Origin of the sequence: Roseateles depolymerans (assembly GCF_003387155.1) — a bacterium.
GTDB lineage: Bacteria > Pseudomonadota > Gammaproteobacteria > Burkholderiales > Burkholderiaceae_C > Roseateles > Roseateles depolymerans.
Map to the genome: position 1 here is coordinate 1,286,705 of NZ_QUMT01000002.1, position 25,817 is coordinate 1,312,521.

A 25,817-nucleotide genomic window follows, 5' to 3' on the forward strand; every position below is an offset into this window, starting at 1 on the left:
GGGACTGAGGATAATCCCCCGACTCTTGATTCGTGCCAGCCGCATGCAGCTTCTACAAAAAATCGTTCGCCAACTGCTGGATTTCCTGCGGGCCCTCTGGGCCAGGACCGCTCCGGTGCGGGCCTCGCTGGCGCAGTTGCCCACCTGGAAACGGGTGCTGGTGTGGGGCGGTGCGGCCATGCTGTCGCTGGTGCTGATCGTGGCCGGTGCCGCCGCCATTGTCTGGCCGGGGCTGCCGGACTTGTCGCGGCTGGTGGACTACCAGCCCAAGCAGCCACTTCGCGTTTACTCCGCCGAAGGCGAACTGCTGGCGGAATACGGCACGGAGCGCCGGCACTACCTGCCCCTGGAGCAAATCCCGAAGCAGATGCAGCAGGCCCTGCTGGCGGTGGAGGACACCAATTTCTACGAGCACCAGGGCGTCTACATCCCGGGCATGATCCGCGCGTTTGGCGTCAACCTGTTCTCCTCCTCCCGCAGCCAGGGCGCGTCCACCATCACCCAGCAGCTGGCACGCGACTTCTACCTGACCAAGCGCAAGCTCTACACCCGCAAGTTCGTCGAAATCCTGCTGGCGCTGAAGATGGAAAGCCAGCTCTCCAAGGACAAGATCCTGGAGATCTACATGAACCAGATCTATCTGGGTCAGCGTGCCTATGGATTTGAGGCGGCGGCGGAAGCGTATTTCGGCAAGCCGCTCAAGGCGCTGTCCACCGCGGAGATCGCCATGCTGGCCGGCCTGCCGCAGAACCCGTACCGGGCCAATCCGATCAGCAATTTCAAGGCGGCCAAGCGCCGCCAGCTGGTGGTGCTGGGCCGCATGCAGGATGTCGGTCTGCTCACGCCCGAACAGGCCCAGGCCGCCCGCGATGAAAAACTGCAGCTGCGCACCGTGCAGGAACAGCGTCTCCCCTACGGCCAGTACGCGGCGGAGATGGTCCGCCAGGTGGTGCATGCCCAGTATGGCGAGGACGCCTACAGCCGCGGCATCAGTGTCACCACCACCATCCACATGGACAACCAGGTGGCGGCCTACAAGGCGCTGCGTCGCACCCTGCTCGACTATGAACGCCGCAAACCCTGGCGCGGTCCGGAAGACACGATCGACCTGCCGACGGACCTGAGCGATACCGAGCTGGACAATGCCGTCACCCAGGCCCTGGCCGACCATCCGGACAATGACGACCTGCGCGCCGCCGTCGTCACCGAGGTCACCAGCAACCGCATCCGCGCCACCTTGCAGGACGGCGAAGACATCGACCTCAAGGGCGATGGCATCCGCAGCGTGTTGTCGGCCCTGTCGGAGAAGGCCAAGCCGAATCTGCGCATCCAGCGAGGCGCCATCATCCGCGTGCTCAAGGGGGCGCCCACCAAGGAGTTCCCCAAGGGCGCCTGGGCGGTGACGCAGCCGCCGGAAGCCGAAGGGGCCCTGGTGTCGGTGGAACCGGAAACCGGCCGTGTGCTGGCGCTGGTGGGCGGTTTTGACTTTGCACGCAACCAGTTCAACCATGCCACCCAGGCCTGGCGTCAGCCGGGCTCGAGCTTCAAGCCCTATCTGTATTCGGGCGCCATGGAGATGGGCGCCAGCCCCGCCACCTTGGTGGACGATGCGCCGATCACCATCGGCGACTGGTCCCCCCGCAATTCGGACGGTCAGTACGACGGGCCGATCACCTTGCGGCAGGCGCTGGCCAAGTCCAAGAACATGGTCACCATCCGCCTGCTGGAACAATTGAGCCCGGAACGCGGCCGCGCCTGGGCTGGCAAGTTCGGCATCGACGTGGACCGTCAGCCCGCCAACCTGACGCTGGCCCTGGGCTCCGGTGCGGTGACGCCGCTGCAGATGGCCAGCGGCTATTCGGTGTTTGCCAACGGGGGCTACCTGCTCAAGCCGCTGCTGATCACCAAGATCACCAATGCGCAGAACCAGGTGCTGTTCCAGGCCGAACCGGAGAAGCTGACCGAGGACCGCCGCGCCATCAGCGAGCGCAATGCCTTCATCACCAGCACCTTGCTGCATGAGGTGGCGGTGCGCGGCACGGCGTATCGCGCCAGTGCGGCACTCAAGCGTTATGACCTCTACGGCAAGACCGGCACCACCAACGATGCCGTCGATGCCTGGTTCGCCGGTTTCCAGCGCAAGGTGGCCACCGTGGTGTGGATCGGTTATGACCAGCCGCGCAGCCTGGGCGACCGGGAAACCGGGGGCGGCATCGCCCTGCCCGCCTGGATCGACTACATGCAGGTGGCCCTCAAGGGCGTACCGACCTCGGAGATCCAGCCGCCCACCGACGGCAGCGTGGTGCAGATCGAAGGCCCGAACGGGCCGGATTGGGTCTTCCAGGAATTTGCCGCCGACACCTGGCTGAAGACCCTGGGGCCGATGACGGAGATGACCTCCGATCCGGCCACGGGCGCCCTGCTGCCGGCGGTGCCGGCGTCTGGAGCGGCGTCGGGCGTGCTGATGCCGGGGGCGGCGTCGGCGGTCCCGGTGCCCCCGGCGCGGTCGTCGTCCGGGGTGCCGAACTCCTGGTGGGCGGGGGATCGGGGCGGTTGAGGGCCGCCCCCTTCCCTGTCAGCGCTTCTTGACGATGACGCTGCCCACCGAATAACCAGCGCCGAAGGAGCAGATCACGCCCAGGTCGCCCGAGCGCAGGTCGGCCCGGTGCTCGTGGAAGGCGATGATGGAACCGGCGGACGCGGTGTTGGCGTAGGTGTCCAGGATCAGCGGCGCGATCTGCGCGCCGGCCTCTCCGCCCACCAGTTTCTTGATCACCAGCTGGTTCATGCCCAGGTTGGCCTGGTGCAGCCAGTAGCGGCTGACATCGGTCGGCAGGATGTGCTGGGTGGCCAGGTGGTTCTCGATGTGGGCTGCGGCAATCGGCACCACTTCCTTGAACACCTTGCGGCCTTCCTGGCGGAAGGTCTTGTCGCGGGCGTCCGGGTCGCTGTCTTCGGCCTTGTTGGTGAAGCCGAAGTTGTTGCGGATGTTGTTGGAGAACTGGGTGGCCAGGTGCGTCCCCAGGATTTCCCACTGGTCGGTGCTGACCGCCGTGTCGGCGCGTTCCACCACCACCGCCGTGCACACATCACCGAAGATGAAATGGCAGTCCCGGTCCTTCCACTCCAGGTGGGCGGAGGTGATTTCGGGGTTGACCACCAGCACGCATTTCGAGGCGCCGGACCGCACGGCGTTGTAGGCCTGTTCCAGCGCGAAGGTGGCGGAGGAACATGCGACGTTCATGTCGAAGCCATATCCGCCTGCGCCCAGCGCGGCCTGGATCTCCACCGCCATGGCGGGATAGGCGCGCTGCATGTTGGAGGCGGCGCAGAAGACGGCATCCACCTCTTCCGGCTTGCGACCGGCGGCGGCCAGCGCCTTGCGCGCGGCATCGACGGCGATTTCAGCCATCAGGGACAGCTGGTCATCGGCCCGTTCCTCGAAACGGGGATACATGCGGGCGGGGTCCAGCACGCCTTCCTTCTCGATCACATAGCGCTGCTTGATGCCGGAGGCTTTCTCGATGAATTCGACGCTGGAGTGGGCCAGCGGCTCGCGCGTGCCGGCGGCGATGGCCTCGGCATGCTGCGCGTTCTGCAGGTCCACATAGCGGTTGAAGGACTCCACCAGTTCGGCGTTGGTGATGACGTGGGGCGGCTGATACAGGCCGGTACCGCTGATGACGACGGTGTACATGGTGACGGTTGTGATGTCGGCCCTTTCGGAGCCCAAGGCGAACGATTTTAACGAAGGTCGCTGATCGCCCCGGCCCGGTGCATGTTGCACCGCAACGAAACAAGGGCACCCCGGGATGCGTAGAATGGGTCACCGGGCCCAAATCTTGGGGTCGGTGTTCCGGTCCCAAGTCAAGCGCTCGCAGCTCAGGGCATGCACTGCATCAACGCATCCCGAATTTGCGACTTTGGACCATGGAAATCTTTGACTACGACAACATCCTGCTGCTGCCCCGCAAGTGCCGGGTTGAGAGCCGCAGTGAATGCGACGCCTCGGTGGAGTTCGGCCCGCGGCGCTTCAAGCTCCCCGTCGTGCCGGCCAACATGAAAACCGTGGTGGATGAATCCATCACCGAATGGCTGGCGGCCAACGGCTACTTCTACGTGATGCACCGATTTGACCTGGATGCGGTGGCCTATGCCCGCCACATGCGTGAGAAGGGTCTTTTTGTCTCCATCAGCGCTGGCGTGAAGGCTGCGGACTACGCCCTGGTGGACCAGTTGGCGGCTGAAGGCCTTGGCGCGGACTACATCACCATCGACATCGCTCACGGCCATGCGGACAGCGTGCAGCGGATGATCGCCCACATCAAGCACAAGCTGCCTGAGACCTTTGTGATCGCCGGCAACGTGGGCACGCCGGAGGGCGTGATCGACCTGGAGAACTGGGGCGCAGATGCCACCAAGGTGGGCATTGGCCCGGGCAAGGTGTGCATCACCCGCCTGAAGACCGGGTTCGGAACCGGCGGCTGGCAGTTGTCGGCGCTGAAGTGGTGCGCGCGGGTGGCCACCAAGCCGATCATTGCGGACGGCGGCATTCGCCATCACGGGGACATTGCCAAGAGCGTGCGCTTTGGTGCCTCGATGGTGATGGTGGGCTCCTTGTTCGCCGGCCATGAAGAGTCGCCGGGCAAGACGGTGGAGATGGATGGCAAGCTCTACAAGGAGTACTACGGCTCCGCGTCCGACTTCAACAAGGGCGAATACAAGCATGTGGAAGGCAAACGCATCCTGGAGCCGGTGAAGGGCAAACTGCCGGACACGCTGCGGGAAATGGAAGAGGACCTGCAAAGCTCCATCTCGTATTCCGGCGGCACGGCACTGGGGGACCTGCGCAAGGTCAACTATGTGGTGCTGGGCGGGGAAAACGCGGGCGAGCACCTTTTCATGTGAGGCTCATCGCATCGGCCGGTCCAAACGGGCAAGCCGAGATGGTCAACGGGGCGCAGGTCACACTGCGCCCCGTTTTGCGTTCTGCGGGGTCTTCACCGAGGCGTCAGCGACCACAGGAGGGCGTAGATCACCAACGCGTCAATGACCGCTGCAGCCATCAAGATGTTCAGGGCCAGATCGCGCTTTCGAAGGTTTGGATCACGGTCGGCGGGAGGAAGGGTCGGACTCATGAGATCTCCTCAGTAGAGTGATGAAACGGTGACGGAGAAATGAAGCCAGGTGTAGATGGAAGCCGACAAGCTCACCATCACGACGGAACCCAGCAACATCTTGAAGTGGAAAATGGGCACACAGCCTTTGGGCTCAGGCAGGGTGGTCGGAAACACGACGCTCAACAGCGCCACGAGCGTAGAGACCAGCAGCAGGCAGGTGATTGCTCCCTGAAGCCAGTTGGCACTGCCGCGGTTCACCATGTCAGCGGACTCCGCAAGTTCATACAAGGCGGACGCACAGAACGCGCAAGCTGGCCAGGAGAGCTGACCATCCTTGACCTGCTGGATCAGCTTGGTTCCGGCCTCATGCTGAACGGGTGCAAGGCAATACAGCCCGAGCAACATCATCGGCATCAAGATGGGAACCAGAATGAAGATGCAGAACCACCCCATGGTGCGGCCTCGCGACGGTCAGTACAACTGCGACTGACTCTATCGAAGAGCCCGCGGGGCATCACCTGCACAGATGTGCAGTCGTCTTGGCCAAGATGCCTTGAGTCAGTCGGTGCAGTTCCCTGCTCACCGCGCGGACAGCGTCACCGAGGCCTCGAAACCCGGCGTGACATTACGCAGCACCAGCTCGCTGCCATGCGCCTGCGCGACCAGTCGGCACAGCGACAACCCCAGGCCCACACCGCCTTCGGCACGGGTGCGTGCCTCATCCGGGCGGAAGAAGGGCTGGCCCAGTTGCGGCAGCGCTTCCGGGGAGACGCCCGGCCCGTGGTCCCGCACGACCAGACGCTGGGCGGCGCTGCCCGGGGCCGCTGCCTCGAGCGTCACCACCACCGGCCCGCGATCGGGGTCGTTGTGCCGAAGCGCGTTGTGCACCAGGTTGCGCAGCAGCAGCTGGATCCGCATGCGGTCCACCGGCAACGCCGGCAGGCCTGGCTCGATCTGCAGTGCCACGCCCGGCTGGGCCTGCTCCTGCACCAGGCCCGCCAGATCGCAGGGCGACACCTGCAGCGCCGTGTGCCCGCGGTCCAGTCGTTCGCTCTCCAGCAGCGCAGAAATCAGGTCGCGCATCTGCGCGAGTTCCTGCAGCAGGGACGTCTTGGAGGCGCCCTCCTCCACCAGCTCCGCATGCAGTCGCGCACGGGTGAGCGGACTGCGAAGTTCATGGCTGATGGCCAGCAACAGCGCGCGCTTGCCGTCCAGCATGGCCTGGATGTCGTCCGCCATCTGGTTGAAGCGCATCGCCAGGTCGCCGATCTCGTCGCGATGGATCACCGGCACCCGGTGGTGCAAATCCCCCCGGCCGAAGGCTTCGGCGCCCGCGGCCAGGGCACTGATCGGCCGGACGATGTGCCGGATGATGGCGTAGGCCACCCAGGTCAGCAGCATCAGCACCAACACTGCGGCCAGCGGCCCCATGCCCTGGCTGATGACGCCCCACACCACCAGGCTGCTGACCAGCGCCAGCACCACGAAGACCGCAATCAGCCGCGCACCGAGCGAGTGATTGAAACGCGCGTGTTCGCGGTGCCAGCGGTGATGCCATCGCTGGTGCCAGCGGTGCCGAGCCCGCAGGTGCCAGCGCCAGTTTCTCCGGGCGGCCTCGGCCCCTGGCCCCCAGTCCGGCGGCATGCCCTCTGGGCCCCAGGCCTGGCGCCTGGCGTCCCAGTCGTCCAGATGGCCCATGCGCGCCATCCAGGCCATCTGGCGCATCCGCTCCGCTCGAACCCGCCGTGCATGCTGGCGTGCCTCCCGCGCCTCGCGCTCCAGCCGACGACGCTCGCGCCCCGACACCGGTGGCTGAAGGCGCGCGCGTCCGGCCGCATGCTGCGCGTCACCGCCACCGCCACCGCCACTGCCGTCGCCCCCCGGCCCCGGAGGACCGTCGGGAGGGACCGGCGCCGGGTTCACTCCAGGCCCCGGTTTCATGACACCCGCTCCGGCAGCGCAAAACAATAGCCCGCATTGCGCAGCGTCTTGACCGGCTCCACGGGCTCGAGCTTCTTGCGCAGCCGGCTCACCAGGATGTCCACCGCACGGGTGTAGAGATCCGCTTCCTGACCTCGCAGCCGGTTGAGGATTTCATCCCGGGTGAAGACGCGTCCCGGCTCCCGGGCCAGCAGGGCCAGCAGCTCATATTCGGTGCTGGTCAGGTCCACCACGCCCTGGTGGGTCCGCACCTCGCGCCTCGTGGCATCGATGTCCAGACCTTCAAAGCGCATCAGGCCTGGCGTGGCCGGCGAAGCCGACGCCGGAACCGCCCCCGTCGGCGCCCGCCGCGTACGCCGCAGGATGGTTTGCAACCGCGCGGCCAGTTCCCGCGGCTCGAAGGGTTTGGCCAGGTAGTCGTCAGCGCCCAGCTCCAGACCCACCACACGGTCGGTCAGGTCGCCCCGGGCAGTGAGCATCAGGATGGGAATCTCCCGCCAGGGGTCCTGGCTGGCGCGGATCTGGCGGCAGAACGCAAAGCCATCCATCTCGGGCAGCATGCCGTCCAGGATGATGGCATCAAAGGCCTCCGAGGCCAGCCGCTGAAGGGCCAGGCTCGGCCGCGTGACCGCGCTGAGCGCGAAGTCGAAGCGGGCCAGGTATTGGGTCAGAGGCCCGGACAGGGCCTCGTCGTCGTCGATCAGCAGCAATCGGTGCATCGTCTATCCATTGTGCCCGGCATGATGGGGCGGGTGGCCCCCATTGGCGGGATCGGGCGGGATCGGGCGGGCGTCGGCCGGGCGAGCGGGAGGGGTCGGATCTGGCCGGGTCGGATTCAGTCAGGTCAAGTCGGAAGCGGACCTACAGCGGTGGCGACCAGGGTTCCCCGGCCGCCCGCGGCTCGCGTCGCACCAGGGTGATGGCGCGTTCCGGGCAGGCCGTCACGCAATGCCCGCAGGCCCGGCAGGCGTCCGCTTGCGGGGTGAAGGCCTGTCGCCACCCATGCGCCATGCCCTTGAGCTTGCCGACCAGTCGCAGGTGCGACCGCTCCTCCCGGGGCAGCACACCGATCTCGAAGACATCATGGGGGCAGACCGCCACGCAGTCGCCCTTGCCTTCACAGCGGTTGCGGTCGATGAGCGGGACCAGCCGCCCCGGCGGCTGGCGACAGCCGTCCCCCGCCAGCAGCGCACTGACGCCGGACGGCCGGCGCGGCTGTCCTCCGGATTTCAGCGCGCTCATCTCAGAACGGTCCCATCGGCGTGGCGTCGTCCGCATCGGGGTGCGGCGCGGGGGATCCTGCCCGGCGGCGCAGGCGCCGCATCATGAAGCGCAGGGCCTGCTGCTGGTCGAAGTCCAGGGCATCGAAGAAATCCCCGAAAGCCTGCACCAGGGCCGGCACGCCGGCGCGCAGCGCCTCGATCTGGGCCTCCAGCAACTGCTGGGCCGCGTCCCGGGCGAAGGTGTCGGCCTCCACCAGACGGCCAACGTCGGAGCCGCTCATCAGCCCGCGAAGCGCGCGGCGACGGCTGCGGAACTGGTCCAGCACCTGGGCCAGCGCTGCCTGCTGGCTCTCGCTCAGGTCCAGGAAGGCGCTGATGCGGGCCTGCAGGCGCTCACCGCGTCGCCCATCGGCCCCCAGGCCCAGGCCTGCACCGAAGCCGGGCCAGCGACCCGCGTGGCCGCCTCGCCCATGGCGCGGCCCCAATCCGCCTGCGTGGCCATGGCCGTGCGCAGCCCAGGGTCCGAAGCCTGAGAAGCTTGGGAAACTTGAGAAAGGCCAGCCGCCGGCCGGCAGGGGGCCGTAGGCACCAGCGTGAGCGTGAGCGCCGAAAGGATCGAAGCGGCCATCAAAGCCGTGGGGGTGACGGTGATGTTCATGGTGACGGCTCCAGCGACGAAACAGATGCATGGTGGGATTCCTCGGTAAAGCCCGGGTGTCCGGGCGGTGAAAACATGTCTGCATCATTCCCTTCGCCGCCGCTGGGGGCATCTCAGCGCGGTATCGCTGTTTTTCGTTTTGTTTCGTGGCGGGTGCGCTGTCCCCTCATGCCCCCCCAGTGCGTCACATGCGTCACGTGCGCCCCGTATGCCCACTCCCCGTGTGGGGGCCCCCATCGAGCCCCCGTTGCGGTGCCCGTGGCAGGCCCGGCGTCACCGCCCTGCCCTCTACAATGGCGGTCCACCCGAATTCCTCACTTTCACGTCCGCCTGCCCCTGCTGGCAGGCGCCAGGCCTCATGACCGAACTCGCGAAGTCCTTCGAACCCGCCGCCCTGGAAGCCCATTGGGGACCCCTGTGGGAGTCCAAGGGCCTCTACAAGCCCACGCTGGACCCTGCCCGCGAATCCTTCTGTGTCCAACTGCCGCCGCCCAACGTCACCGGCACGCTGCACATGGGCCATGCGTTCAACCAGACCATCATGGACTCGTTGACGCGCTACCACCGCATGCGCGGCCACAACACGCTGTGGGTGCCTGGCACCGACCACGCCGGCATCGCCACGCAGATCGTGGTGGAACGCCAGCTGCAGGGCCAGGGCCAAAGCCGCCATGACCTGGGCCGCAAGAACTTCGTGGCCCGCGTCTGGGAATGGAAGCAGCAGTCGGGCAGCACCATCACCCAGCAGATGCGCCGCATGGGCGACTCGGTCTCCTGGGAGCACGAATACTTCACCATGGACGACAAGCTGTCCAAGGTGGTGGTGGACACCTTCGTCAAGCTCTATGAAGAAGGCCTGATCTACCGCGGCAAGCGCCTGGTGCCCTGGGACCCGGTGCTCAAGTCGGCCGTGTCCGACCTGGAAGTGGAGAGCGAAGAAGAAGACGGCTTCCTCTGGCACATCCGCTACAGCGTGGTGGACAGCGATGAATCGCTGGTCGTGGCCACCACCCGTCCCGAAACCATGCTGGGCGACACCGCCGTCATGGTGCATCCGGAGGACGAGCGCTACCGCCACCTGATCGGCCGCCAGGTCCGCCTGCCCATCACCGGTCGCCTGGTGCCGGTCATCGCGGACGACTACGTGGACAAGACCTTCGGCACCGGCGTGGTCAAGGTCACCCCGGCCCACGACCCCAACGACTACCAGGTCGGCCTGCGCCACAAGCTGCCGATGATCACCATCTTCACGCTGGACGCGACGGTGGTGGACACGCTGCCCGAGATCCCAGCGGCCTACCGCGGCCTGGACCGCTTCGTGGCCCGCAAGCAGTTGGTGGCCGAGCTGGAGGCCCAGGGCCTGCTGGTGGAGACCAAGAAGCACAAGCTGATGGTGCCCCGCTGCACCCGCACCGGCCAGGTGGTGGAGCCGATGCTGACGGACCAGTGGTTCGTGGCCATGAGCAAGCCTGGCGCGGATGGCAAGAGCATCGCGCAGAAGGCCATCGACGTGGTGGCCGACGGCGAAGTGCGCTTCGTGCCGGAGAACTGGGTCAACACCTACAACCAGTGGATGAACAACATCCAGGACTGGTGCATCTCGCGCCAGCTGTGGTGGGGTCACCAGATTCCCGCCTGGTTTGGCGAGTCTGGCCAGATCTTCGTGGCCCACGACGAGGACGAAGCCCGCGCCAAGGCCGCCGCCGCCGGCTACACCGGACCGCTCAAGCGCGACGACGACGTGCTGGACACCTGGTACTCCTCCGCCCTGGTGCCCTTCTCCACCCTGGGTTGGCCGGAGAAAACCATCGAGCAGGACCTTTTCCTGCCGTCTTCCGTGCTGGTGACCGGCTACGACATCATCTTCTTCTGGGTCGCCCGGATGATCATGATGACGAAGCACTTCACCGGCAAGGTGCCCTTCCGCCATGTCTACATCCACGGCCTGGTGCTGGATGCGCAGGGCAAGAAGATGAGCAAGTCCGAAGGCAATGTGCTGGACCCGGTGGACCTGATCGACGGCATCGACCTGCCCGCGCTGCTGGACAAGCGCACCCAGGGCCTGCGTCGCCCGGAGACCGCGCCCAAGGTCCGCAAGGCCACCGAGAAGGAATTCCCGGAAGGCATCCCCGGCTACGGGGCCGACGCCCTGCGCTTCACCTTCGCCGCCATGGCCACGCTGGGCCGCAGCGTCAACTTCGACAGCAAGCGCTGCGAGGGCTACCGCAACTTCTGCAACAAGCTCTGGAACGCCACCAAGTTCGTGCTGACCAATACCCAGGGCCAGGACTGCGGCCTGATGGAGCACACCAAGGAGCAATGCGCGCCGGGCGGCGCGGCCCATGGCTACCTGCAATTCAGCCAGGCGGACCGCTGGATCGTCAGTGAGCTGCAGAAGGTGGAACAGGTGGTCGCCCAGGGCTTTGCGGACTACCGCCTGGACCTGGTGGCCAATGCCATCTATTCCTTTGTGTGGGACGAGTATTGCGACTGGTACCTGGAGATCTCCAAGGTCCAGCTGCAGACGGCCCAGGCCGAGGGCAACGAAGCGGCCCAGCGCGGCACCCGCCGCACGCTGATCCGCGTGCTGGAGACGGTGCTGCGCCTGCTGCACCCCATCGCCCCCTTCATCACCGAGGAACTGTGGCAGACGGTGGCCCCCATCGCCGGCCGCAAGCAGACCGACTACCTGGTGACCGCCGCCTACCCGGTGGCCGCCCCCGACCGCATCGACGCCAAGGCCATCGCCTGGGTGGAGCAGCTCAAGTCGGTGGTGGGCACCTGCCGCAGCCTGCGCGGCGAAATGGGCCTGAGCCCGTCGGACCGTGTGCCGCTGCTGGCCACCGGCCAGCTCGACTTCCTGCGTGAGGCCGCCCCGTTGCTGCGCACGCTGGCCAAGCTGGAAAAGGTCGAGCTGATGGACGACGAAGCCGCGTTCGACCAGGCCAGCGCCACCTCACCGGTGCTGGTGCACGGCCAAGCGCGCCTGGCGCTGAAGGTGGAAGTGGATGTGGCGGCCGAGCAGGCCCGCATCGCCAAGGAGATCGCACGTCTGCAGGGCGAGATCACCAAGGCCGAAGGCAAGCTGAGCAACGAAAGCTTCGTCGCCCGCGCCCCGGCTGCGGTGGTGGAGCAGGAACGTCAGCGCATCGCCGACTTCAGCGCCACCTTGGCTCGGTTGCAAGATCAAGCGGCGCGTCTGGCAGCGTCGGCCTGAACTCCGGCTGGGTGGTGGGCACGGACAGGATCTCCGAGATCCGCCGTGCCACGCTCCAGGCGGCCCGCATGCGGGACTCCCGCGTCGTGGCCGCCAGGCGCGGCGTGACCTGCAAGCCAGGCACGCCGTGCAGCGGACGCCCGGGCTCCAGCAGCCCCGGCTCCACCAGGTCCAGCCAGGCCGCCAGCAGGCGGCCCCCGTTGAGGGCATCCGCCAGCGCCTGTTCGTCGAACAGGGCCGAGTGCGAGGTCGACACCAGCACCTGCTCCGGCTTGCAATAGCCCAGCACCCGCTCGCCGATCAGGCCGCGGTAGCGGGGGAAGTAGCCCAGCTGCACGCTCACCGCATCGGACGCCTGCATCAGCTCCCGCAGGCCGTAAGGCTCGATGCCCCACTGCGCCCAGAGCGGATCAGCATGGTGCAGGCCTGGGTCATAACCGATCACCCGCGCACCAAAGATGGGGAGGACCGTGGCCAGTTGACGGGCCGACGCCCCCAGCCCCACCAGCCCGACCGTGGCGCAGCCAAGCTCCCGGCCTACCAGCGAGCCATCAAGTGTTTCGATTGGTACGCGGCGCAACAAGGCGAGCAAGGCCCCGATGATGAATTCGGCTTCCGCCGATGCGGTGGCCGTTGGCGCACGCACGACCTCGATGTTTGCAACTCGACACGCTTCCGTGTCGATGTTTTCTGCGCCCGCGTTGATGCGGCCCACAGCCCGTAGACGGGGGGCATGTTGAATGAGCGGCAGATCCAGGGCGACGGAGGCGGGCAAGAGAATTGCCTGGGCCAGCCGGACCTGATCTCTTAATGCCACCGGATCCGCTGCCAGTTCCGGGGCAATCTGGAGCGGATGGCGCTCCGCCAGCCATTCCAGGATGTCTGCTTCCAGCGGTTCCAGGATGAGCACTGACATGAGGGGTTTGGAGATGTTTGTTTGACTTTCTTGCAATGCTGCCATGCAACAATGCCAGCGCAACAACCGTGGGAGTTTACGTAAATGGCCCTGATCAACAAGGCAATCTTTCCCGTCGCAGGTTTGGGGACGCGCTTTCTGCCCGCCACCAAGGCCCAGCCCAAGGAGATGTTGCCGGTGGTGGACAAGCCACTGATCCAATATGCGGTGGAAGAAGCCTACGCCGCGGGCATCCGTCAGATGATCTTCGTGAACGGCCGCAACAAGCGCGCCATTCCCGATCACTTCGACACGGCCTTCGAGCTGGAAACCGAGCTTGAAAACGCCAACAAGCGTGAACTGCTGTCCCTGGTCCGGTCCATCAAGCCGGACGACATGGAGTGCATCTACATCCGTCAACCCAAGGCCCTGGGCCTGGGCCACGCGGTGCTCTGCGCGCAGTGCGTGGTGGTGAACGAGCCGTTTGCGGTGCTGCTGGCGGACGACCTGATGGTCGGCAAGCCGCCGGTGCTCAAGCAGATGGTGGACCAGTTCTCCGAATGGCAGGCGTCCATCCTGGCCGTGCAGGAAGTGCCGGCCGAGCAGACCAAGCGCTACGGCATCGTGGCCGGCTCGCCCATCAGCGACCGCCTGATGGACCTGACGCACATGGTCGAAAAGCCGGCTCCGGAAGATGCACCGTCGCGCCTGGGCGTGGCCGGCCGCTACATCCTGACGCCGGGCGTCTTCCGCGAGATCGCCACGCAGCCGCGCGGCGTGGGCGGTGAGATCCAGCTGACGGACGGCATCGCCGCGCTGATGCGCCGCGAAAAGGTGTTTGCCTATCGTTATGAAGGCAAGCGCTACGACTGCGGCAGCAAGGAAGGTTTCCTGCAGGCCAACGTCGAGCTGGCCCTGGACCACCCGGAGCTGGGCGCGACCTTCCGCGAATACCTGAAGGCACTGGAGATCTGAAGTTGCCATGGCCCGTGACGGGCCGGTGACATGGAAAAAGGCCACGCACTGCGTGGCCTTTGTCATTCTTGCCGCAACACAGGTCGGCGGATCTGGCCGGCGATGGCACGGTGTCGAAGATGCGCTGCCGGAAGTGCGCTGTTTGAGGAGCGCCGCTTCAGCGACGTCGCAGCACGTGAATGAACTCCTCGCCTTCGGTCGTCTGGGTCACCAGCTCATTACCGGTCTGACGGGCGAAGGCCTGGAAGTCGCGGTTGGATCCGGGGTCGGTGGCGACCACCTTGAGCAGCTGGCCGCTTTCCATCTCGGCCAGGGCCTTCTTGGCCTTGAGGATGGGCAGCGGGCAGTTCAGGCCGCGCGTGTCGAGTTCCTTGTGGATGGTGTCCATGGATCAGTCCTTGTCGAAGCGCGATTTTACGACCGGGGTGGCATCCAGCGCGGCTCGATGCCACGGCTTCGCAACCAGTCTGCCAGCGCATGCCCCGTGCCTGCGGGCCAGCACTCGAGTTGCGCGGGCGGGGTGAGCGTGTAGTCCACCAGTTCGGGGGACAGCTTCACCGTCCCACGGGCGGGGACGTGATAGGCGATGATCACCTGATTCTTCTTCTGAAAGTCGTACACCCCGATCAGCGAGCAGCCCAGCGCCTCAAGGGAGGTTTCCTCCAGCACTTCGCGGCGGATGCCCTCCTCCGGGGTTTCGCCGGCCTCCATGAAGCCGGTGATCAGACCGTAGAACGGCATCGGCCAGGCGGCGTTGCGGGCCAGCAGCACCTGCCCTTGCTGGTCCACACACTCCACAACCGCCGCCAGCACCGGCGTGGGGTTGTTCCAGTGGGTGAAGTCGCAGGCCGGGCAGCGCAGACGGCTCTTGGGGCCGCCGTCCTCCTGCAACTCGATCCATTGCAACTCGGTGGCGCATTGAGGGCAGAAGCGGAAGGTCATGGGCGGTCAGGCGGGAAACACGCCGGTCGAGAGATAACGATCACCGCGATCGCACACCACGAACACGATGGTGGCGTTGGTCACGTGACGCGCGGTCTGCAGCGCCACCCAGCAGGCGCCTGCGGCCGAGATGCCGGCGAACAGACCTTCCTCGCGGGCGAGGCGACGGGCCATGTCTTCCGCATCGGACTGGCTGACCAGCACCAGCTCATCCACCGTCTCGGGGCGGTAGATTTTGGGGAGGTAGGCCTGCGGCCACTTGCGGATGCCGGGGATGCGGGAGCCTTCGGCGGGCTGTGCGCCGATGATGCGCACCTCGCTGTTTTGTTCCTTCAGGAAGCGCGAGGTGCCGGTGATGGTGCCGGTGGTGCCCATGGCGCTGACGAAGTGGGTGATGCGGCCCTGGGTGTCCCGCCAGATTTCCGGGCCGGTGGTCTCGTAATGGATGCGCGGGTTGTCGCTGTTGGCGAACTGGTCGAGCACCCGGCCTTTTCCGTCGCGCTGCATCTGCTCGGCCAGGTCGCGGGCGTATTCCATGCCGCCCGAACGGGGGGTCAGGATCAGCTCGGCGCCGAAGGCCTTCATGGTCTGGGCCCGCTCGATGGACAGGTCCTCCGGCATGATCAGCACCATGCGGTAGCCGCGGATGGCGGCGGCCATGGCCAGGGCGATGCCGGTGTTGCCGGAAGTGGCTTCGATCAGGGTGTCGCCGGGTTTGATCTCACCGCGCTCTTCGGCGCGGCGGATCATGCTGATGGCGGGGCGGTCCTTCACTGAGCCGGCCGGGTTGTTGCCTTCCAGCTTGGCCAGCAGTACGTTGCCACGCGCGGCCAGTTCCGGGCCCAGCACGCGCTGAAGCCGAACCATCGGCGTATTGCCGATCACATCCTCCAGCGTTGGGTAGCTGGGTCCCTCGAAAGCAGGTGCGTCACTCATGGGCCGCATTCTCTCAGTGAGACCATGGCTTTGCATGGCATAATGGCTTTCTTTTCTGACGTCGCCCGGATGGCGAAATCGGTAGACGCAGGGGACTCAAAATCCCCCGCCGCAAGGTGTGTCGGTTCGAGTCCGACTCCGGGCACCAAGCACTTAGCTGCGACCTCAGAAACAGGCTAAAACGAGCTCCAGAAGCGAGCTCAGTAACGAGCCAAACAACGAGCTAGAGACGACCCAGGCCAGACCGCTGTGCCGCCCACCTTGTGGGGTCGCGTCGTTCCACGGATCTCCCCTGATCCATTCTGCTCTCCCCTCTCGTCTCTCCCCCCTCTCTTTCCCGTTCCCCTCTTCTGGGCCACCAGTCGTCCGCCGGCTTTCCGAAGCAGGCGTCCCGTTGCACCGCAGGAGGGTCTGGCTGATCTGCGCCCAGGGAGCGCGCGGGGGAGACAAGGTCGCGGCTACACTGTGTTTCGGATTTCTCCAGACGCAGGAGCCATCGGACCAATGCCATTCATTCCTCCGGTCACCAGAACGCTGATGCTGTTTTGCATCGGCCTGTTCTGCTTCTTCATCCTGTTCCCGCTGGCGCCTTTGCAAAATGCGCTGGCCCTGTGGCCCCTGAACACCGGGCTGTTCAACTTCTGGCAGCCGCTTACCTACGCCTTCCTGCACGGCGACGTGCTGCACCTGTTCTTCAACATGCTGGGCCTTTGGATGTTCGGCTCGGAACTGGAGACAGTCTGGGGCGGCAAGCGTTATGTGCAACTGCTGGCGGCCAGCATTCTGACGGCGGCCATTGCCCAGTTGGTGTTCACGCTGGTGGTGGGCACGATGGCGCCGACGGTGGGCATCTCCGGCGGGCTATTCGGCCTGCTGCTAGCTTTTGGCTGGATGTTCCCGGACCGGACGATCATGCCGCTGTTCCCGCCGATTCCCATGAAGGCCAAGTTTGCGGTCGCCATCTTCGGCGCGCTGGAACTGCTGCTGGGCATCACCGGCTCCACCGGCATCGCGCACTTTGCGCACCTGGGCGGCATGCTGGGCGCGTGGGTCATGATCAACCACTGGCGCGGCGGTCGCGGTCGCTGATCGGGCTGTGTCGGCAGGCGGCGTGTTCACGCCCGCTGCCGGCCGGCTGTATAGGGCGCGTGCTGCTCTGCTCGATCAGCCGTGCGCGCCATCGCACTCCTCGCACTCCCCATCGCACTCCATCACCGGGCCAGGCCCGGTCTGTCATCCGCCAGTCTGACGCGTCAGCCCCTCCGCCAGCGCCTCGCGGGGCGTGGGATAGCGCAGTTTCAGCCCCAGCTCCTTGAGCAACCGCCGGTTGATCAGCCGTCGCGACTCCCCGAGAAAGCTCATCTGCATCGGTGAGAAGTGCGCTGCGGCCTGGTCCCGACGAATGCGTTGGGGCAGTGGCAACCCGGCCATCTCGGCCACCATCGTGTAGTAGTCTCCCATCCGCATCTCGCTGCTGTCGCTGGCATGGAGGATGCGCTGCGGGCGGCCTTTGAGCAGCGCCAGCAGGCAAGCCCGTGCCAAATCGTCGGCATGGATGTGGTTGGTGTAGACATCGTCCTCGTGCTGCAGCACCGGCATGCCGCGAGCCACGCGGTCGCGCGGATCGCCGCCTTCACGGTCCAGGGCATAGATACCGGGCACTCGCAGCACCGTGACGGCACAGCCGGTCCGGCGTCCCCAGGCTCGCAGTTGCTCCTCCGCATCCACCCGGCGCCAGGCGCGGTCATTGCGCGGGTTGACGGCCCGCGTCTCATCGAAGCGCGCGCCGCCACAGTCGCCATAGACGCCGGTAGTGCTGGCATAGACCAGGTGCAGCGGCTGCCCGTGCCGCGACAGGGCTTCCAGCAGATGACGAGTGCGCGGATCGTGATGCCCTTGCGACGGCGGAGGGGCGAGATGCAGCACACGGTCGGCCAGGCCGGCCAGTCGCGCGAGGGTGTGCGAATCGTCCAGGTTGCCCACCAGCGGGATCGCGCCCAGGGCGCGCAATTCAGCGGTGCGGGCGGGCTGGCTGGTCAGCGCGTAGACGGTCCAGCGCCCCTTGAGCAGCCTCAGCACGCGTTGGCCCACATCACCGCATCCGACGATCAACAGGCGCTCGCGGCGCTGGCGGGACTGGCGAGAGAAGTTGGAGACCATGAAGCGATGGCGCGTGGGTGACGAGCCGGAAGTGTAAGAGCGCCAAGGAGCGTGAAGGAGCGCCAATGAGCGCGAGAGGGCAACGATCAGCGCGGCAGAGAAACGCCCCAGCCCGCCGACTCCACGGTACTGATCACCCGCCCCTCAAAGCGATGCTGCTGGAACACCCCTGCCCGCCCGGTCATCGGGTCATCAGGCAAAATGTCGGATTGGCCGCGGCCCTGGTGCCCGGTGTCTCTCTTCATTTCAGTTTTTGCCAAGCCATCATGAGTTTCCAGGTCACCGTCCTGCCCAGCGGCCGCGTCTACTCCGTCGATGATGACGAAACCTTGCTCGGCGCCGCCATCCGCCAGGGCATTGGCCTGCCTTATGGCTGCAAGGACGGCGCCTGCGGCTCCTGCAAGAGCAAGCTGGTGGAGGGCAATGTCACGCATGGCGAGCACCAGAGCAAGGCGCTGTCGGCGGACGAAGAGGCGCAGGGTTTTGTGCTGACCTGCTGCGCGCGCCCGCACACCGACTGCACCCTTGAGGCCCGCACCGTGCCGGGCGCGGGCGAGTTCCCGGTTCTCAAGCTGCCCAGCCGCGTGCTGGCCATCGACAAGCCGGCGGCGGACGTCGCGGTCATCAAGCTGCAGCTGCCTGCCAACCAGCAACTGCAATACCGCGCGGGCCAGTACGTCGAATTCATCCTGCGTGACGGTGCGCGCCGCAGCTACTCCATGGCCAATGCGCCGAGCCGCCTGGGCACGCCGCCGGCCATTGAACTGCACATCCGCCACATGCCGGGCGGCAAGTTCACCGACCACGTCTTTGGCGCGCTGAAGGAAAAAGACATCCTCCGCATGGAAGGCCCCTTCGGCAGCTTCTTCCTGCGCGAGGACAGCGACAAGCCCATTGTCCTGCTGGCATCCGGCACCGGCTTTGCGCCGATCAAGGCCATCATCGAGCGCCTGCAGGACGAAGGCATCACCCGCCCTGTCCATCTCTACTGGGGCGCCCGCGCCCGTGCCGACCTCTACCTGCACGACTGGGCCGAGCAAGCGGCCGCAGCCATGCCCAGCCTGACCTATGTGCCGGTGCTCTCCGAGGCCAAGCCGGACGACGCCTGGACGGGCCGCACCGGCTTCGTCCACCAGGTGGTCATGACGGACTTCCCGGACCTGTCGCGTCACCAGGTCTACGCCTGCGGCGCGCCGATCATGGTCGAGTCGGCCCAGCGCGACTTCGCGGCGCAATGCGGCCTGCCGCCGGAGGAGTTTTACGCGGACGCCTTCACCTCCGAAGCGGACAAGCACCAAGGCTGACATCCAGCCTGATATCGGGCCTGAAATCCGGTCCGACATCGCGCCTCGCGTTCCGCCCAACTCCCGCCTGACATCGGTTCTGACGTAGGGCCTGACATCGCGCACCTGCTGGCCGCACACACACATCCCCACTGGTGTTGGGGGACGTGCCGGACGCGGCCAGCCGGTCCATACTGATGGACATGAAGCATTTTCCGCCGCCCTACTCCAGTGCTGCCCAGTTCGAGCAACAGCTTTCGGACCTGGGTCATACGGTCATTGCTCCGGAGAGTCTGACGCATTGGTTGCACTGCCAGGCCAACGACTTGCGGCAGTTGCAGACCTACTGGAACGACCTTCCTCCGGACGCTTATTTGCGTGATGGGGGCCGTTACCGTTTCCGACGCCACAGCAGTTTTGTGGTGGACGCACAGGCGGATCCGGCGGTGCGACTGGCGCCGCACCGTGCGCACTGGCAGCCGCTGGACTACAACGCGCTGCACGGTGGCATTGAACGCATGTTCGAGCCGATGTCCCCGGCGGCGATTGACCTGCCGATCTGGCCGCGACTGCTGCTGGGTTTGGCCAGTGTGGCGGACCGTCTCAAGGGCACGCGTCCGTGGTTTGTGGAAGCGCACCAGTTCCGCATTGACACGGCGGGCGGCATTGGCCGTCCGACGCCTGAGGGTGCGCACCGTGACGGCGTCGACCTGGTGGCGGTGTTCATGCTGGCCCGCTCGGGCATCAAGGGTGGTGAGTCGCGCGTCTTCGAAGCGGATGGTCCGCGGGGACAGCGCTTCACGATGATGGAGCCATGGACGCTGTTGCTGCTCGATGATGAGCGGGTCATCCACGAAACGACGCCGATCCAGCCCATCGATCCGCACCATGCGGGGCACCGTGACACCTTGGTGGTGACGCTGCGTGCAGACTCCTTCATGGGCCCCTGACCGCGCAAAAAGCGCGCTCGACGAGCCCCTTTGACCAAGGGACCTCGCCCTCACCAAAAGCTCGGTGTCTGAACTTGCGCCTGGATCGAAGTCCTCGGTGGGGGGATCGGGAAGGCGGGGAGGCCTTTCCCGGAAGTAAGAGGAGGAGCCCGCGGAGCGGGCGGGGGACATGAAGGGAAAGGCCTCCCCGCCTTCCCGATCCCCTGGCGCAGTCAAAGAACCTCAAGCCCCCCACAACAAACCCACCCAACCAATGCAAAAGTTGCATTGATCCTCCCCTCCCCCCGCCCCTGCCGGAAACCCCCATCTCCTACACTCCCGGAAGCTGCCGAACCGCCACAAGCGCGCAGGCAGTCCCCCGGCTAGCTTCTCGCAAAGCTGAGCCATTTTCTTTGACGCATCACAAGTGCAGGCCCTCGCATGAACGCCCTCACCGACATCGCCCGCGCCCTTGCGGCCGGCGCCTCTGACTCTCTTCCCACCTCGCTGTTCGGTCTCCCCGACCAAGCTCCGCATGAGCGGGTGCTGCTGGCGGCTGACCCGGAGACGGGCCTGCGCGCCATTTTGGCCGTGCACAGCACTGCTCGTGGCCCGGCATTTGGCGGCTGCCGCTTCTGGAGCTACGACAACGAACTGGCTGCGCTCAATGATGCGCTGCGCCTCTCGCAGGGCATGAGCCTCAAGAATGCCTTGGCCAACCTGCCTTTCGGCGGTGGCAAGGCCGTGATCATCAAGCCGGCCGGCGACTTTGACCGCCCGGCGCTCTTTGCCGCCTTCGGTCGCGCGGTCCAATCGCTCCAGGGCGCCTACATCACCGCGGAAGACGTGGGCACCACCACGGCCGACATGAAGGGCATGATGGCCAGCACCCAGTATGTGTCCGGCATCCCCCGCGAAGGCGCCTTCGGTGGCGACCCCAGCCCCAAGACTGCGTTTGGTGTGTTTGTGTCCATCGACGAAGGCGTGCGCCGTGTCATGGGCCGCGACTCGCTGGAAGGCGTGCGCGTCGCCCTGCAGGGCCTTGGCGCTGTCGGCTGGCACCTGGCTGAATACCTGCACAAGGCCGGCGCCAAGCTGGTCGTCGCCGATGTCAACGCAGACAAGGTCAGCCGTGCCCAAGCCGAGTTTGGCGCCACGGCCGTCAGCGTCAGCGAAATCCTGGCGGCCGATGTCGACGTCGTCGCCCCGTGCGCCCTCGGTGCCGTCCTGAACAGCACCTCGATCCCTGCCCTGCGCGCCCGACTGATCGCCGGTGCTGCCAACAACCAGCTGGCCACCGCCACCGACGGCGACGCCCTGCAGGCCCGCGGCATCACCTACCTGCCGGACTACCTCGTCAATGCCGGCGGCATCATCAGCGTCGCTCGTGAGTATCGTGGCGAAGGCGAAGAAACCGCCGTCATGAACGAAGTGTCCCAGATCCGCGGCCGCGTCGCCGAACTGCTGGACCGCATCAAGACCAGCGGCCAGACGCCGGCCCGTGAAGCCGACGCCTGGGCGCGTTCGCTGCTGGTCAAGCCGGCCAAGGCCTGATGAATCCGCCGCAAAGACGGCGGTAGGAGACAAAGAACAAGGGGCTGCCCACACGGGCAGCCCCTTTTCATTTCAGCCGATGCGGATCACTCGCCCGCATCCCTCAGCCGGATCACTCGCCGGATCACTCCCCCAGATAGGCCGCCCGCACCTTCGGATCACTCAACAGGGTCCGACCTTCCCCCTGCATCGTCACCAACCCCGACTCCATCACATAGCCGCGGTTGGCCAACTCCAGCGCCCGACTGGCGTTCTGCTCCACCAGCAGCACCGTCACGCCCTGCTGGTGAATGTCGTTCACCACCTCGAAGATCTTGTCCACCATGATCGGGGACAAACCCATCGACGGCTCGTCCAGCAGCAGCAGCTTCGGCCGGGCCATCAGCGCACGACCCATCGCCAGCATCTGCTGCTCACCACCGGACATGGTGCCCGCCAGCTGATTGCGACGTTCCTTCAGACGCGGGAACAGCGCAAACACCTTCTCGATGTCCGCCTGGATTTCCTTGTCCCGACGGATATGCGCACCCATCTGCAGGTTCTCGGTGATCGTCATGCGCGTGAACGTGCCCCGACCTTCCGGCACCATCACCAGCCCTTGCTTGACCAGATCCCAGGCGCCGCGGCCCTTGATCGACTGGCCCAGGAACTTCACCTCGCCGCCTTGCAGCGACTGCAGGCCGGTCACCGCCTTCAGCGTGGTCGTCTTGCCCGCGCCGTTGGCGCCGATCAGGCTCACCAGCTCGCCCTCGCGCACCTCGAAATCCACGCCCTTGACGGCCTGGATGCCGCCGTAAGCGACTGCCAGCCCCTGGACCTGGAGCAGGATGTTGTCTGCCATCTTGTTCGTTTCCTTGTCTGTCTGGCCGCGTCAGTGCGCCGCATGCGCCGCATGGGCGCCCAGGTAAGCCTCGATCACCTTCTCATTGCGCTGCACATCCGCAGGTGTGCCTTCCGCAATCTGCTTGCCGTAGTCCAGCACCGTCACCCGGTCGCACAGACCCATCACCAGCTTCACATCGTGCTCGATCAGCAAGATGGTGCGGCCGTCGTTGCGGATGCGGTCGATCAGCTCGCGCAGCACCACCTTCTCGGTGGCGTTCATGCCGGCGGCCGGCTCGTCCAGCGCGATCAGCTTGGGATCGGTGGCCAGCGCACGGGCGATCTCCAGGCGACGCTGGTCGCCATAGGACAGGGTCCGCGCCTTGAAGCGGGCATAGCGCCCGATGCCCACATAGTCCAGCAGCTCCTGCGCCCGGGCGGCAATGGCCGCTTCCTCGGCCTTGAAGCCCGGTGTGCGGAAGACCGCACCGAACAGGCCCGAGTGGGTGCGCACATGGCGGCCCACCATCACGTTCTCCAGCGCGGTCATGTCGGCGAACAGCCGGATGTTCTGGAAGGTCCGGGCGATGCCGGTTTTGGCCACCTGATGCACGGCCTGCGGACGATACGGCTGCCCGCCCAGCTCGAAGCTGCCCGAGTCCGGCGTGTACAGGCCGGTGATCACATTGAAGAAGGTCGTCTTGCCGGCGCCATTGGGGCCGATCAGGCCATAGACCTGCCCCTTCTTGATGTCCAGCCCGACTTCCGAGAGCGCCTGCAGGCCCCCGAAGCGCTTGGACACACCAGCCACTTTCAGTACAGATTCAGTCATGGGTTCTCACTCCTGCCGGTGTCACTGGGCTGCCTTGGCGGAGGCTGCGGCAGCCGCCGCGGCCTCGTCGGCCTGCGACTTGCGCAGAACCTCGCCGTGGTCCTTGGCGGGCCACAGGCCACGCGGACGCACCAGCATGATCACGATCATGGCCAGCGCGATCAGCAGCTGGCGCAGGATGGCCGCGTCCAGGCGGCCGTCCGTCAGCTGCTGCAGCGGGCCGGCGACATAACGCAGCGCTTCCGGCAACGCGGCCAGCAGCAGCGCGCCGACGATCACGCCCGGGATGTGGCCGATACCGCCCAGCACCACCATCGCCACGATCATCACCGATTCCTGCAAACTGAACGACTCCGGCGACACGAAGCCCTGGAAGGCGCCGAACATCGAGCCGGCCACGCCGCCGAAGGTGGCGCCCATGCCGAAGGCCAGCAGCTTCATGTTGCGGGTGTTGATGCCCATCGCCTTGGCGGCGATCTCGTCCTCGCGGATGGCCATCCAGGCGCGGCCGATGCGGGAGTTTTCCAGGCGATAGCAGATCAGCACCGAGCCGATCACCAGCGCCAGGAACAGGTAGTAGTACATCGAGACCGACTGAACGTTGAAGCCCAGGATCTCATGCGACTTGCTGAACTCGAAGCCCAGGAAGTGGATGCCGTCGATCTGGCCGATGCCGCGCGGACCGTTGGTGACGTTCAGCGGATATTCCATGTTGTTCAGGAACACCCGGATGATTTCCCCGAAGCCCAGCGTCACGATGGCCAGATAGTCACCGCGCAGCTTGAGCGTCGGCGCGCCCAGCAGCACGCCGAAGATGCCGGCAATCAGCGCCGCCAGCGGGATGACCACCAACAGCGGCATGTGCAGCCCCTGCGGGAAGGACGCGGCGATGTTCTCGAAGTTGTCGGTCAGGTGCGGGCTGTTGAGCAGCGCAAAGAGATAGGCGCCCACCGCATAGAAGGCCACGTACCCCAGGTCCAGCAGACCGGCGTAGCCCACCACGATGTTCAACCCCAGGGCCAGCAGCACATACAGCAGCGCCAGGTCGATGATGCGCACCGGGGCATTGCCGCCCTGCTGCGCCACCAGCGGCAGGGCCAGCAGCAGCACCCCCGCGATCAGGAAAACAAACAGCTTGTTCTTTTGACTTTGCATGGAAGGCTCCTCAGGCGCGGTCCGCCACGCGCTCACCCAGCAGACCGGACGGCCGCAGGGTCAGCACCAGGATCAGGGAGAGGAAGGCGAAGATGTCGGAGTAATGGCTGCCCAGCACGCCGCCCGTCAGGTCGCCCAGGTAGCCGGCGCCGATGGCTTCGATCAGGCCCAGCAGCACGCCGCCCAGCATGGCGCCGGAGAGGTTGCCGATGCCGCCCAGCACGGCCGCGCAGAAGGCCTTGAGGCCCGGCGTGAAGCCCATGTCGTGCTTGACGGTGCCGTAGTTGGCGGCCCACATCAGACCGGCCACAGCGGCCAGCGCAGCGCCGATCACGAAGGTCATGGAGATGATCGCATCCGGCTTGATGCCCATCAGCGACGCGACACGCGGATTCTCCGCCGTGGCGCGCATGGCGCGGCCCATGCGGGTGTGGTTCACCAGGAAGACCAGGCCCGCCAGCATCACCACCGTGACCACCAGGATGACGATCTGCGTCATGGTGATGGTGGCGCCGAAGACGGGGATCGGGTCATTGGGCAGCAGTTGCGGGAAGGACTTCGGGTTCGGCTTCCAGATGATCATGGCCAGCGTCTGCAGCAGCAGCGACATGCCCATGGCGGTGATCAGCGGCGCCAGCCGCGGCGCGTTGCGCAAGGGCCGGTAGGCGATCTTCTCGATCACGTAGTTGAGCAAGGTGCAGACCACCACCGCGCAGACCAGCGCGACGAGCATCAGCGCCCAGCCCGGCAGGCCGCTGCCGGCCAAAACGGTCACGACCGTCCAGCTCACGATCGCCCCCACCATCAGCACCTCGCCGTGCGCGAAGTTGATCAGGCTGATGATCCCGTAAACCATCGTGTAGCCCAGTGCCACCAGCGCATACATGCTGCCCAGCACCAGACCATTGATGATCTGCTGAATAAGTATCTCCATAAGGCCCCAGCAATCTGTTTGAAGAACGCGTCTTGGAACGACCGGCGCAAAGGTGCAACCCTCGTGCCAGCCGGGACGTTTCAAGGGTATTCACCGACCGAAATCCCCCTGGGGACCCCGCTCGATGGGATGCTTGCCGTCCCGGCCAGCCGAGGGTGGGCGAAAATCCGCACAAACCGCCCCAACTTCTGGGCGATTCCCCGCCAGCCCCCGCTCTCAGTGCGGAAGGGCTGCACGAAGT

The 25,817-nt window shown here is 66.0% G+C and carries 23 protein-coding genes and 1 tRNA gene; 9 read left to right on the forward strand and 15 right to left on the reverse strand.

Annotated elements, in window-relative coordinates; translation table 11 throughout:
* The first annotated feature begins 43 nt into the window (after positions 1-43).
* Positions 44-2,557: a penicillin-binding protein 1A gene (locus tag DES44_RS13510; protein ID WP_083525632.1), complete on the forward strand. Its 2,514-nt coding sequence runs from the start codon at positions 44-46 to the stop codon at positions 2,555-2,557.
* A gap of 18 nt (positions 2,558-2,575) precedes the next feature.
* Here DES44_RS13510 and DES44_RS13515 read toward each other — a convergent pair whose 3' ends face one another.
* The gene (locus DES44_RS13515; RefSeq protein ID WP_058935394.1) at positions 2,576-3,697 is read right to left on the reverse strand and encodes a beta-ketoacyl-ACP synthase III; all 1,122 of its coding nucleotides are present in this window, start codon (positions 3,695-3,697) and stop codon (positions 2,576-2,578) included.
* A gap of 233 nt (positions 3,698-3,930) precedes the next feature.
* Here DES44_RS13515 and DES44_RS13520 point away from each other — a divergent pair, with 233 nt between their 5' ends.
* Positions 3,931-4,908, forward strand: coding sequence for a GMP reductase (locus DES44_RS13520; RefSeq protein WP_058935395.1), 978 nt, complete (start codon positions 3,931-3,933; stop codon positions 4,906-4,908).
* A 239-nt stretch (positions 4,909-5,147) separates the two neighbouring features.
* Here the strand turns inward: DES44_RS13520 and DES44_RS13525 are convergent, their stop codons facing one another.
* The 5 genes from DES44_RS13525 to DES44_RS13545 form a co-directional block, all read right to left on the reverse strand.
* Positions 5,148-5,534: a hypothetical protein gene (locus DES44_RS13525; protein WP_147307085.1), complete on the reverse strand. Its 387-nt coding sequence runs from the start codon at positions 5,532-5,534 to the stop codon at positions 5,148-5,150.
* Positions 5,535-5,699: 165 nt separating this feature from the next.
* Positions 5,700-7,061 carry a sensor histidine kinase gene (locus DES44_RS13530; protein ID WP_083525633.1) on the reverse strand — a complete coding sequence of 454 codons (1,362 nt, stop codon included), beginning with the start codon at positions 7,059-7,061 and terminating at the stop codon, positions 5,700-5,702.
* Positions 7,058-7,780: a response regulator transcription factor gene (locus DES44_RS13535; RefSeq protein WP_058935398.1), complete on the reverse strand. Its 723-nt coding sequence runs from the start codon at positions 7,778-7,780 to the stop codon at positions 7,058-7,060. Before DES44_RS13535 ends, DES44_RS13530 begins: the two co-directional genes overlap by 4 nt.
* 142 nt (positions 7,781-7,922) lie before the next feature.
* Positions 7,923-8,303, reverse strand: coding sequence for a 4Fe-4S dicluster domain-containing protein (locus tag DES44_RS13540; RefSeq protein WP_116001556.1), 381 nt, complete (start codon positions 8,301-8,303; stop codon positions 7,923-7,925).
* A gap of 1 nt (position 8,304) precedes the next feature.
* Entirely contained in the window at positions 8,305-8,973 is a 669-nt protein-coding gene (locus DES44_RS13545; protein ID WP_147307086.1) for a hypothetical protein, read from the reverse strand.
* A 327-nt stretch (positions 8,974-9,300) separates the two neighbouring features.
* On the opposite strand from DES44_RS13545, the gene DES44_RS13550 reads away from it, so the two are divergent.
* Entirely contained in the window at positions 9,301-12,159 is a 2,859-nt protein-coding gene (locus DES44_RS13550; protein WP_058935400.1) for a valine--tRNA ligase, read from the forward strand.
* Here the strand turns inward: DES44_RS13550 and DES44_RS13555 are convergent.
* Positions 12,101-13,075 carry an NAD(P)-dependent oxidoreductase gene (locus tag DES44_RS13555; RefSeq protein WP_058935401.1) on the reverse strand — a complete coding sequence of 325 codons (975 nt, stop codon included), beginning with the start codon at positions 13,073-13,075 and terminating at the stop codon, positions 12,101-12,103. The genes DES44_RS13550 and DES44_RS13555 overlap by 59 nt on opposite strands.
* An 84-nt stretch (positions 13,076-13,159) precedes the next feature.
* Between DES44_RS13555 and galU the strand changes: the two genes are divergently transcribed.
* Positions 13,160-14,029, forward strand: a complete 870-nt coding sequence (galU, locus tag DES44_RS13560; RefSeq protein WP_058935402.1) for a UTP--glucose-1-phosphate uridylyltransferase GalU — start codon at positions 13,160-13,162, stop codon at positions 14,027-14,029.
* 157 nt (positions 14,030-14,186) lie between these two features.
* On the opposite strand, the gene DES44_RS13565 is transcribed toward galU, so the two are convergent.
* The 3 genes from DES44_RS13565 to cysM are packed head-to-tail and all read right to left on the reverse strand — an operon-like array spanning position 14,187 to position 15,907.
* Complete coding sequence (locus DES44_RS13565) at positions 14,187-14,417, reverse strand: sulfurtransferase TusA family protein (protein ID WP_058935403.1); 231 nt, start codon at positions 14,415-14,417, stop codon at positions 14,187-14,189.
* A gap of 26 nt (positions 14,418-14,443) precedes the next feature.
* Positions 14,444-14,971: an NUDIX hydrolase gene (locus DES44_RS13570; protein WP_058935404.1), complete on the reverse strand. Its 528-nt coding sequence runs from the start codon at positions 14,969-14,971 to the stop codon at positions 14,444-14,446.
* A 6-nt stretch (positions 14,972-14,977) separates the two neighbouring features.
* A complete protein-coding gene (gene cysM / locus DES44_RS13575; RefSeq protein WP_058935405.1) occupies positions 14,978-15,907 on the reverse strand; it encodes a cysteine synthase CysM in 930 nt (309 codons plus the stop codon).
* A 63-nt stretch (positions 15,908-15,970) separates the two neighbouring features.
* Here cysM and DES44_RS13580 point away from each other — a divergent pair.
* Together DES44_RS13580 and DES44_RS13585 are read left to right on the forward strand one after the other, a co-directional pair.
* A tRNA-Leu gene (locus DES44_RS13580) sits at positions 15,971-16,055 on the forward strand.
* A gap of 356 nt (positions 16,056-16,411) precedes the next feature.
* Positions 16,412-16,996 carry a rhomboid family intramembrane serine protease gene (locus DES44_RS13585; RefSeq protein ID WP_058935406.1) on the forward strand — a complete coding sequence of 195 codons (585 nt, stop codon included), beginning with the start codon at positions 16,412-16,414 and terminating at the stop codon, positions 16,994-16,996.
* 144 nt (positions 16,997-17,140) lie between these two features.
* On the opposite strand, the gene DES44_RS13590 is transcribed toward DES44_RS13585, so the two are convergent.
* Positions 17,141-18,067, reverse strand: coding sequence for an NAD-dependent epimerase/dehydratase family protein (locus tag DES44_RS13590; protein ID WP_058935407.1), 927 nt, complete (start codon positions 18,065-18,067; stop codon positions 17,141-17,143).
* Positions 18,068-18,333: 266 nt separating this feature from the next.
* Between DES44_RS13590 and DES44_RS13595 the strand changes: the two genes are divergently transcribed.
* The 3 genes from DES44_RS13595 to DES44_RS13605 all read left to right on the forward strand — a co-directional run bounded on the left by DES44_RS13595 (position 18,334) and on the right by DES44_RS13605 (position 21,833).
* On the forward strand, positions 18,334-19,371 hold the full coding sequence (locus DES44_RS13595; RefSeq protein WP_058935408.1) for a CDP-6-deoxy-delta-3,4-glucoseen reductase: 1,038 nt from the start codon (positions 18,334-18,336) through the stop codon (positions 19,369-19,371).
* A gap of 176 nt (positions 19,372-19,547) precedes the next feature.
* On the forward strand, positions 19,548-20,300 hold the full coding sequence (locus tag DES44_RS13600) for a 2OG-Fe dioxygenase family protein (RefSeq protein ID WP_375137520.1): 753 nt from the start codon (positions 19,548-19,550) through the stop codon (positions 20,298-20,300).
* A 420-nt stretch (positions 20,301-20,720) separates the two neighbouring features.
* The gene (locus DES44_RS13605) at positions 20,721-21,833 is read left to right on the forward strand and encodes a Leu/Phe/Val dehydrogenase (protein WP_083525634.1); all 1,113 of its coding nucleotides are present in this window, start codon (positions 20,721-20,723) and stop codon (positions 21,831-21,833) included.
* Between the two features lie 124 nt (positions 21,834-21,957).
* Here DES44_RS13605 and DES44_RS13610 read toward each other — a convergent pair whose 3' ends face one another.
* Genes DES44_RS13610 through DES44_RS13625 form a run of 4 tightly spaced genes read right to left on the reverse strand, consistent with a single transcriptional unit; the run spans position 21,958 to position 25,576 of the window.
* On the reverse strand, positions 21,958-22,674 hold the full coding sequence (locus DES44_RS13610; protein WP_058935410.1) for an ABC transporter ATP-binding protein: 717 nt from the start codon (positions 22,672-22,674) through the stop codon (positions 21,958-21,960).
* Positions 22,675-22,704: 30 nt separating this feature from the next.
* The gene (locus tag DES44_RS13615; protein WP_058935411.1) at positions 22,705-23,487 is read right to left on the reverse strand and encodes an ABC transporter ATP-binding protein; all 783 of its coding nucleotides are present in this window, start codon (positions 23,485-23,487) and stop codon (positions 22,705-22,707) included.
* Between the two features lie 21 nt (positions 23,488-23,508).
* The gene (locus DES44_RS13620) at positions 23,509-24,642 is read right to left on the reverse strand and encodes a branched-chain amino acid ABC transporter permease (RefSeq protein ID WP_058935412.1); all 1,134 of its coding nucleotides are present in this window, start codon (positions 24,640-24,642) and stop codon (positions 23,509-23,511) included.
* Between the two features lie 10 nt (positions 24,643-24,652).
* A complete protein-coding gene (locus tag DES44_RS13625; protein WP_058935413.1) occupies positions 24,653-25,576 on the reverse strand; it encodes a branched-chain amino acid ABC transporter permease in 924 nt (307 codons plus the stop codon).
* Positions 25,577-25,817 lie beyond the last annotated feature (241 nt).

Bases quoted from the DNA above. Each gene is read 5' to 3' on its own strand.
- DES44_RS13510 (WP_083525632.1), top strand. From the start codon at position 44: ATGCAGCTTCTACAAAAAATCGTTCGCCAACTGCTGGATTTCCTGCGG.
- DES44_RS13515 (WP_058935394.1), bottom strand. From the start codon at position 3,697: ATGTACACCGTCGTCATCAGCGGTACCGGCCTGTATCAGCCGCCCCAC.
- DES44_RS13520 (WP_058935395.1), top strand. From the start codon at position 3,931: ATGGAAATCTTTGACTACGACAACATCCTGCTGCTGCCCCGCAAGTGC.
- DES44_RS13525 (WP_147307085.1), bottom strand. From the start codon at position 5,534: ATGCCGATGATGTTGCTCGGGCTGTATTGCCTTGCACCCGTTCAGCAT.
- DES44_RS13530 (WP_083525633.1), bottom strand. From the start codon at position 7,061: ATGAAACCGGGGCCTGGAGTGAACCCGGCGCCGGTCCCTCCCGACGGT.
- DES44_RS13535 (WP_058935398.1), bottom strand. From the start codon at position 7,780: ATGCACCGATTGCTGCTGATCGACGACGACGAGGCCCTGTCCGGGCCT.
- DES44_RS13540 (WP_116001556.1), bottom strand. From the start codon at position 8,303: ATGAGCGCGCTGAAATCCGGAGGACAGCCGCGCCGGCCGTCCGGCGTC.
- DES44_RS13545 (WP_147307086.1), bottom strand. From the start codon at position 8,973: ATGCATCTGTTTCGTCGCTGGAGCCGTCACCATGAACATCACCGTCAC.
- DES44_RS13550 (WP_058935400.1), top strand. From the start codon at position 9,301: ATGACCGAACTCGCGAAGTCCTTCGAACCCGCCGCCCTGGAAGCCCAT.
- DES44_RS13555 (WP_058935401.1), bottom strand. From the start codon at position 13,075: ATGTCAGTGCTCATCCTGGAACCGCTGGAAGCAGACATCCTGGAATGG.
- galU (WP_058935402.1), top strand. From the start codon at position 13,160: ATGGCCCTGATCAACAAGGCAATCTTTCCCGTCGCAGGTTTGGGGACG.
- DES44_RS13565 (WP_058935403.1), bottom strand. From the start codon at position 14,417: ATGGACACCATCCACAAGGAACTCGACACGCGCGGCCTGAACTGCCCG.
- DES44_RS13570 (WP_058935404.1), bottom strand. From the start codon at position 14,971: ATGACCTTCCGCTTCTGCCCTCAATGCGCCACCGAGTTGCAATGGATC.
- cysM (WP_058935405.1), bottom strand. From the start codon at position 15,907: ATGAGTGACGCACCTGCTTTCGAGGGACCCAGCTACCCAACGCTGGAG.
- DES44_RS13585 (WP_058935406.1), top strand. From the start codon at position 16,412: ATGCCATTCATTCCTCCGGTCACCAGAACGCTGATGCTGTTTTGCATC.
- DES44_RS13590 (WP_058935407.1), bottom strand. From the start codon at position 18,067: ATGGTCTCCAACTTCTCTCGCCAGTCCCGCCAGCGCCGCGAGCGCCTG.
- DES44_RS13595 (WP_058935408.1), top strand. From the start codon at position 18,334: ATGAGTTTCCAGGTCACCGTCCTGCCCAGCGGCCGCGTCTACTCCGTC.
- DES44_RS13600 (WP_375137520.1), top strand. From the start codon at position 19,548: ATGGACATGAAGCATTTTCCGCCGCCCTACTCCAGTGCTGCCCAGTTC.
- DES44_RS13605 (WP_083525634.1), top strand. From the start codon at position 20,721: ATGAACGCCCTCACCGACATCGCCCGCGCCCTTGCGGCCGGCGCCTCT.
- DES44_RS13610 (WP_058935410.1), bottom strand. From the start codon at position 22,674: ATGGCAGACAACATCCTGCTCCAGGTCCAGGGGCTGGCAGTCGCTTAC.
- DES44_RS13615 (WP_058935411.1), bottom strand. From the start codon at position 23,487: ATGACTGAATCTGTACTGAAAGTGGCTGGTGTGTCCAAGCGCTTCGGG.
- DES44_RS13620 (WP_058935412.1), bottom strand. From the start codon at position 24,642: ATGCAAAGTCAAAAGAACAAGCTGTTTGTTTTCCTGATCGCGGGGGTG.
- DES44_RS13625 (WP_058935413.1), bottom strand. From the start codon at position 25,576: ATGGAGATACTTATTCAGCAGATCATCAATGGTCTGGTGCTGGGCAGC.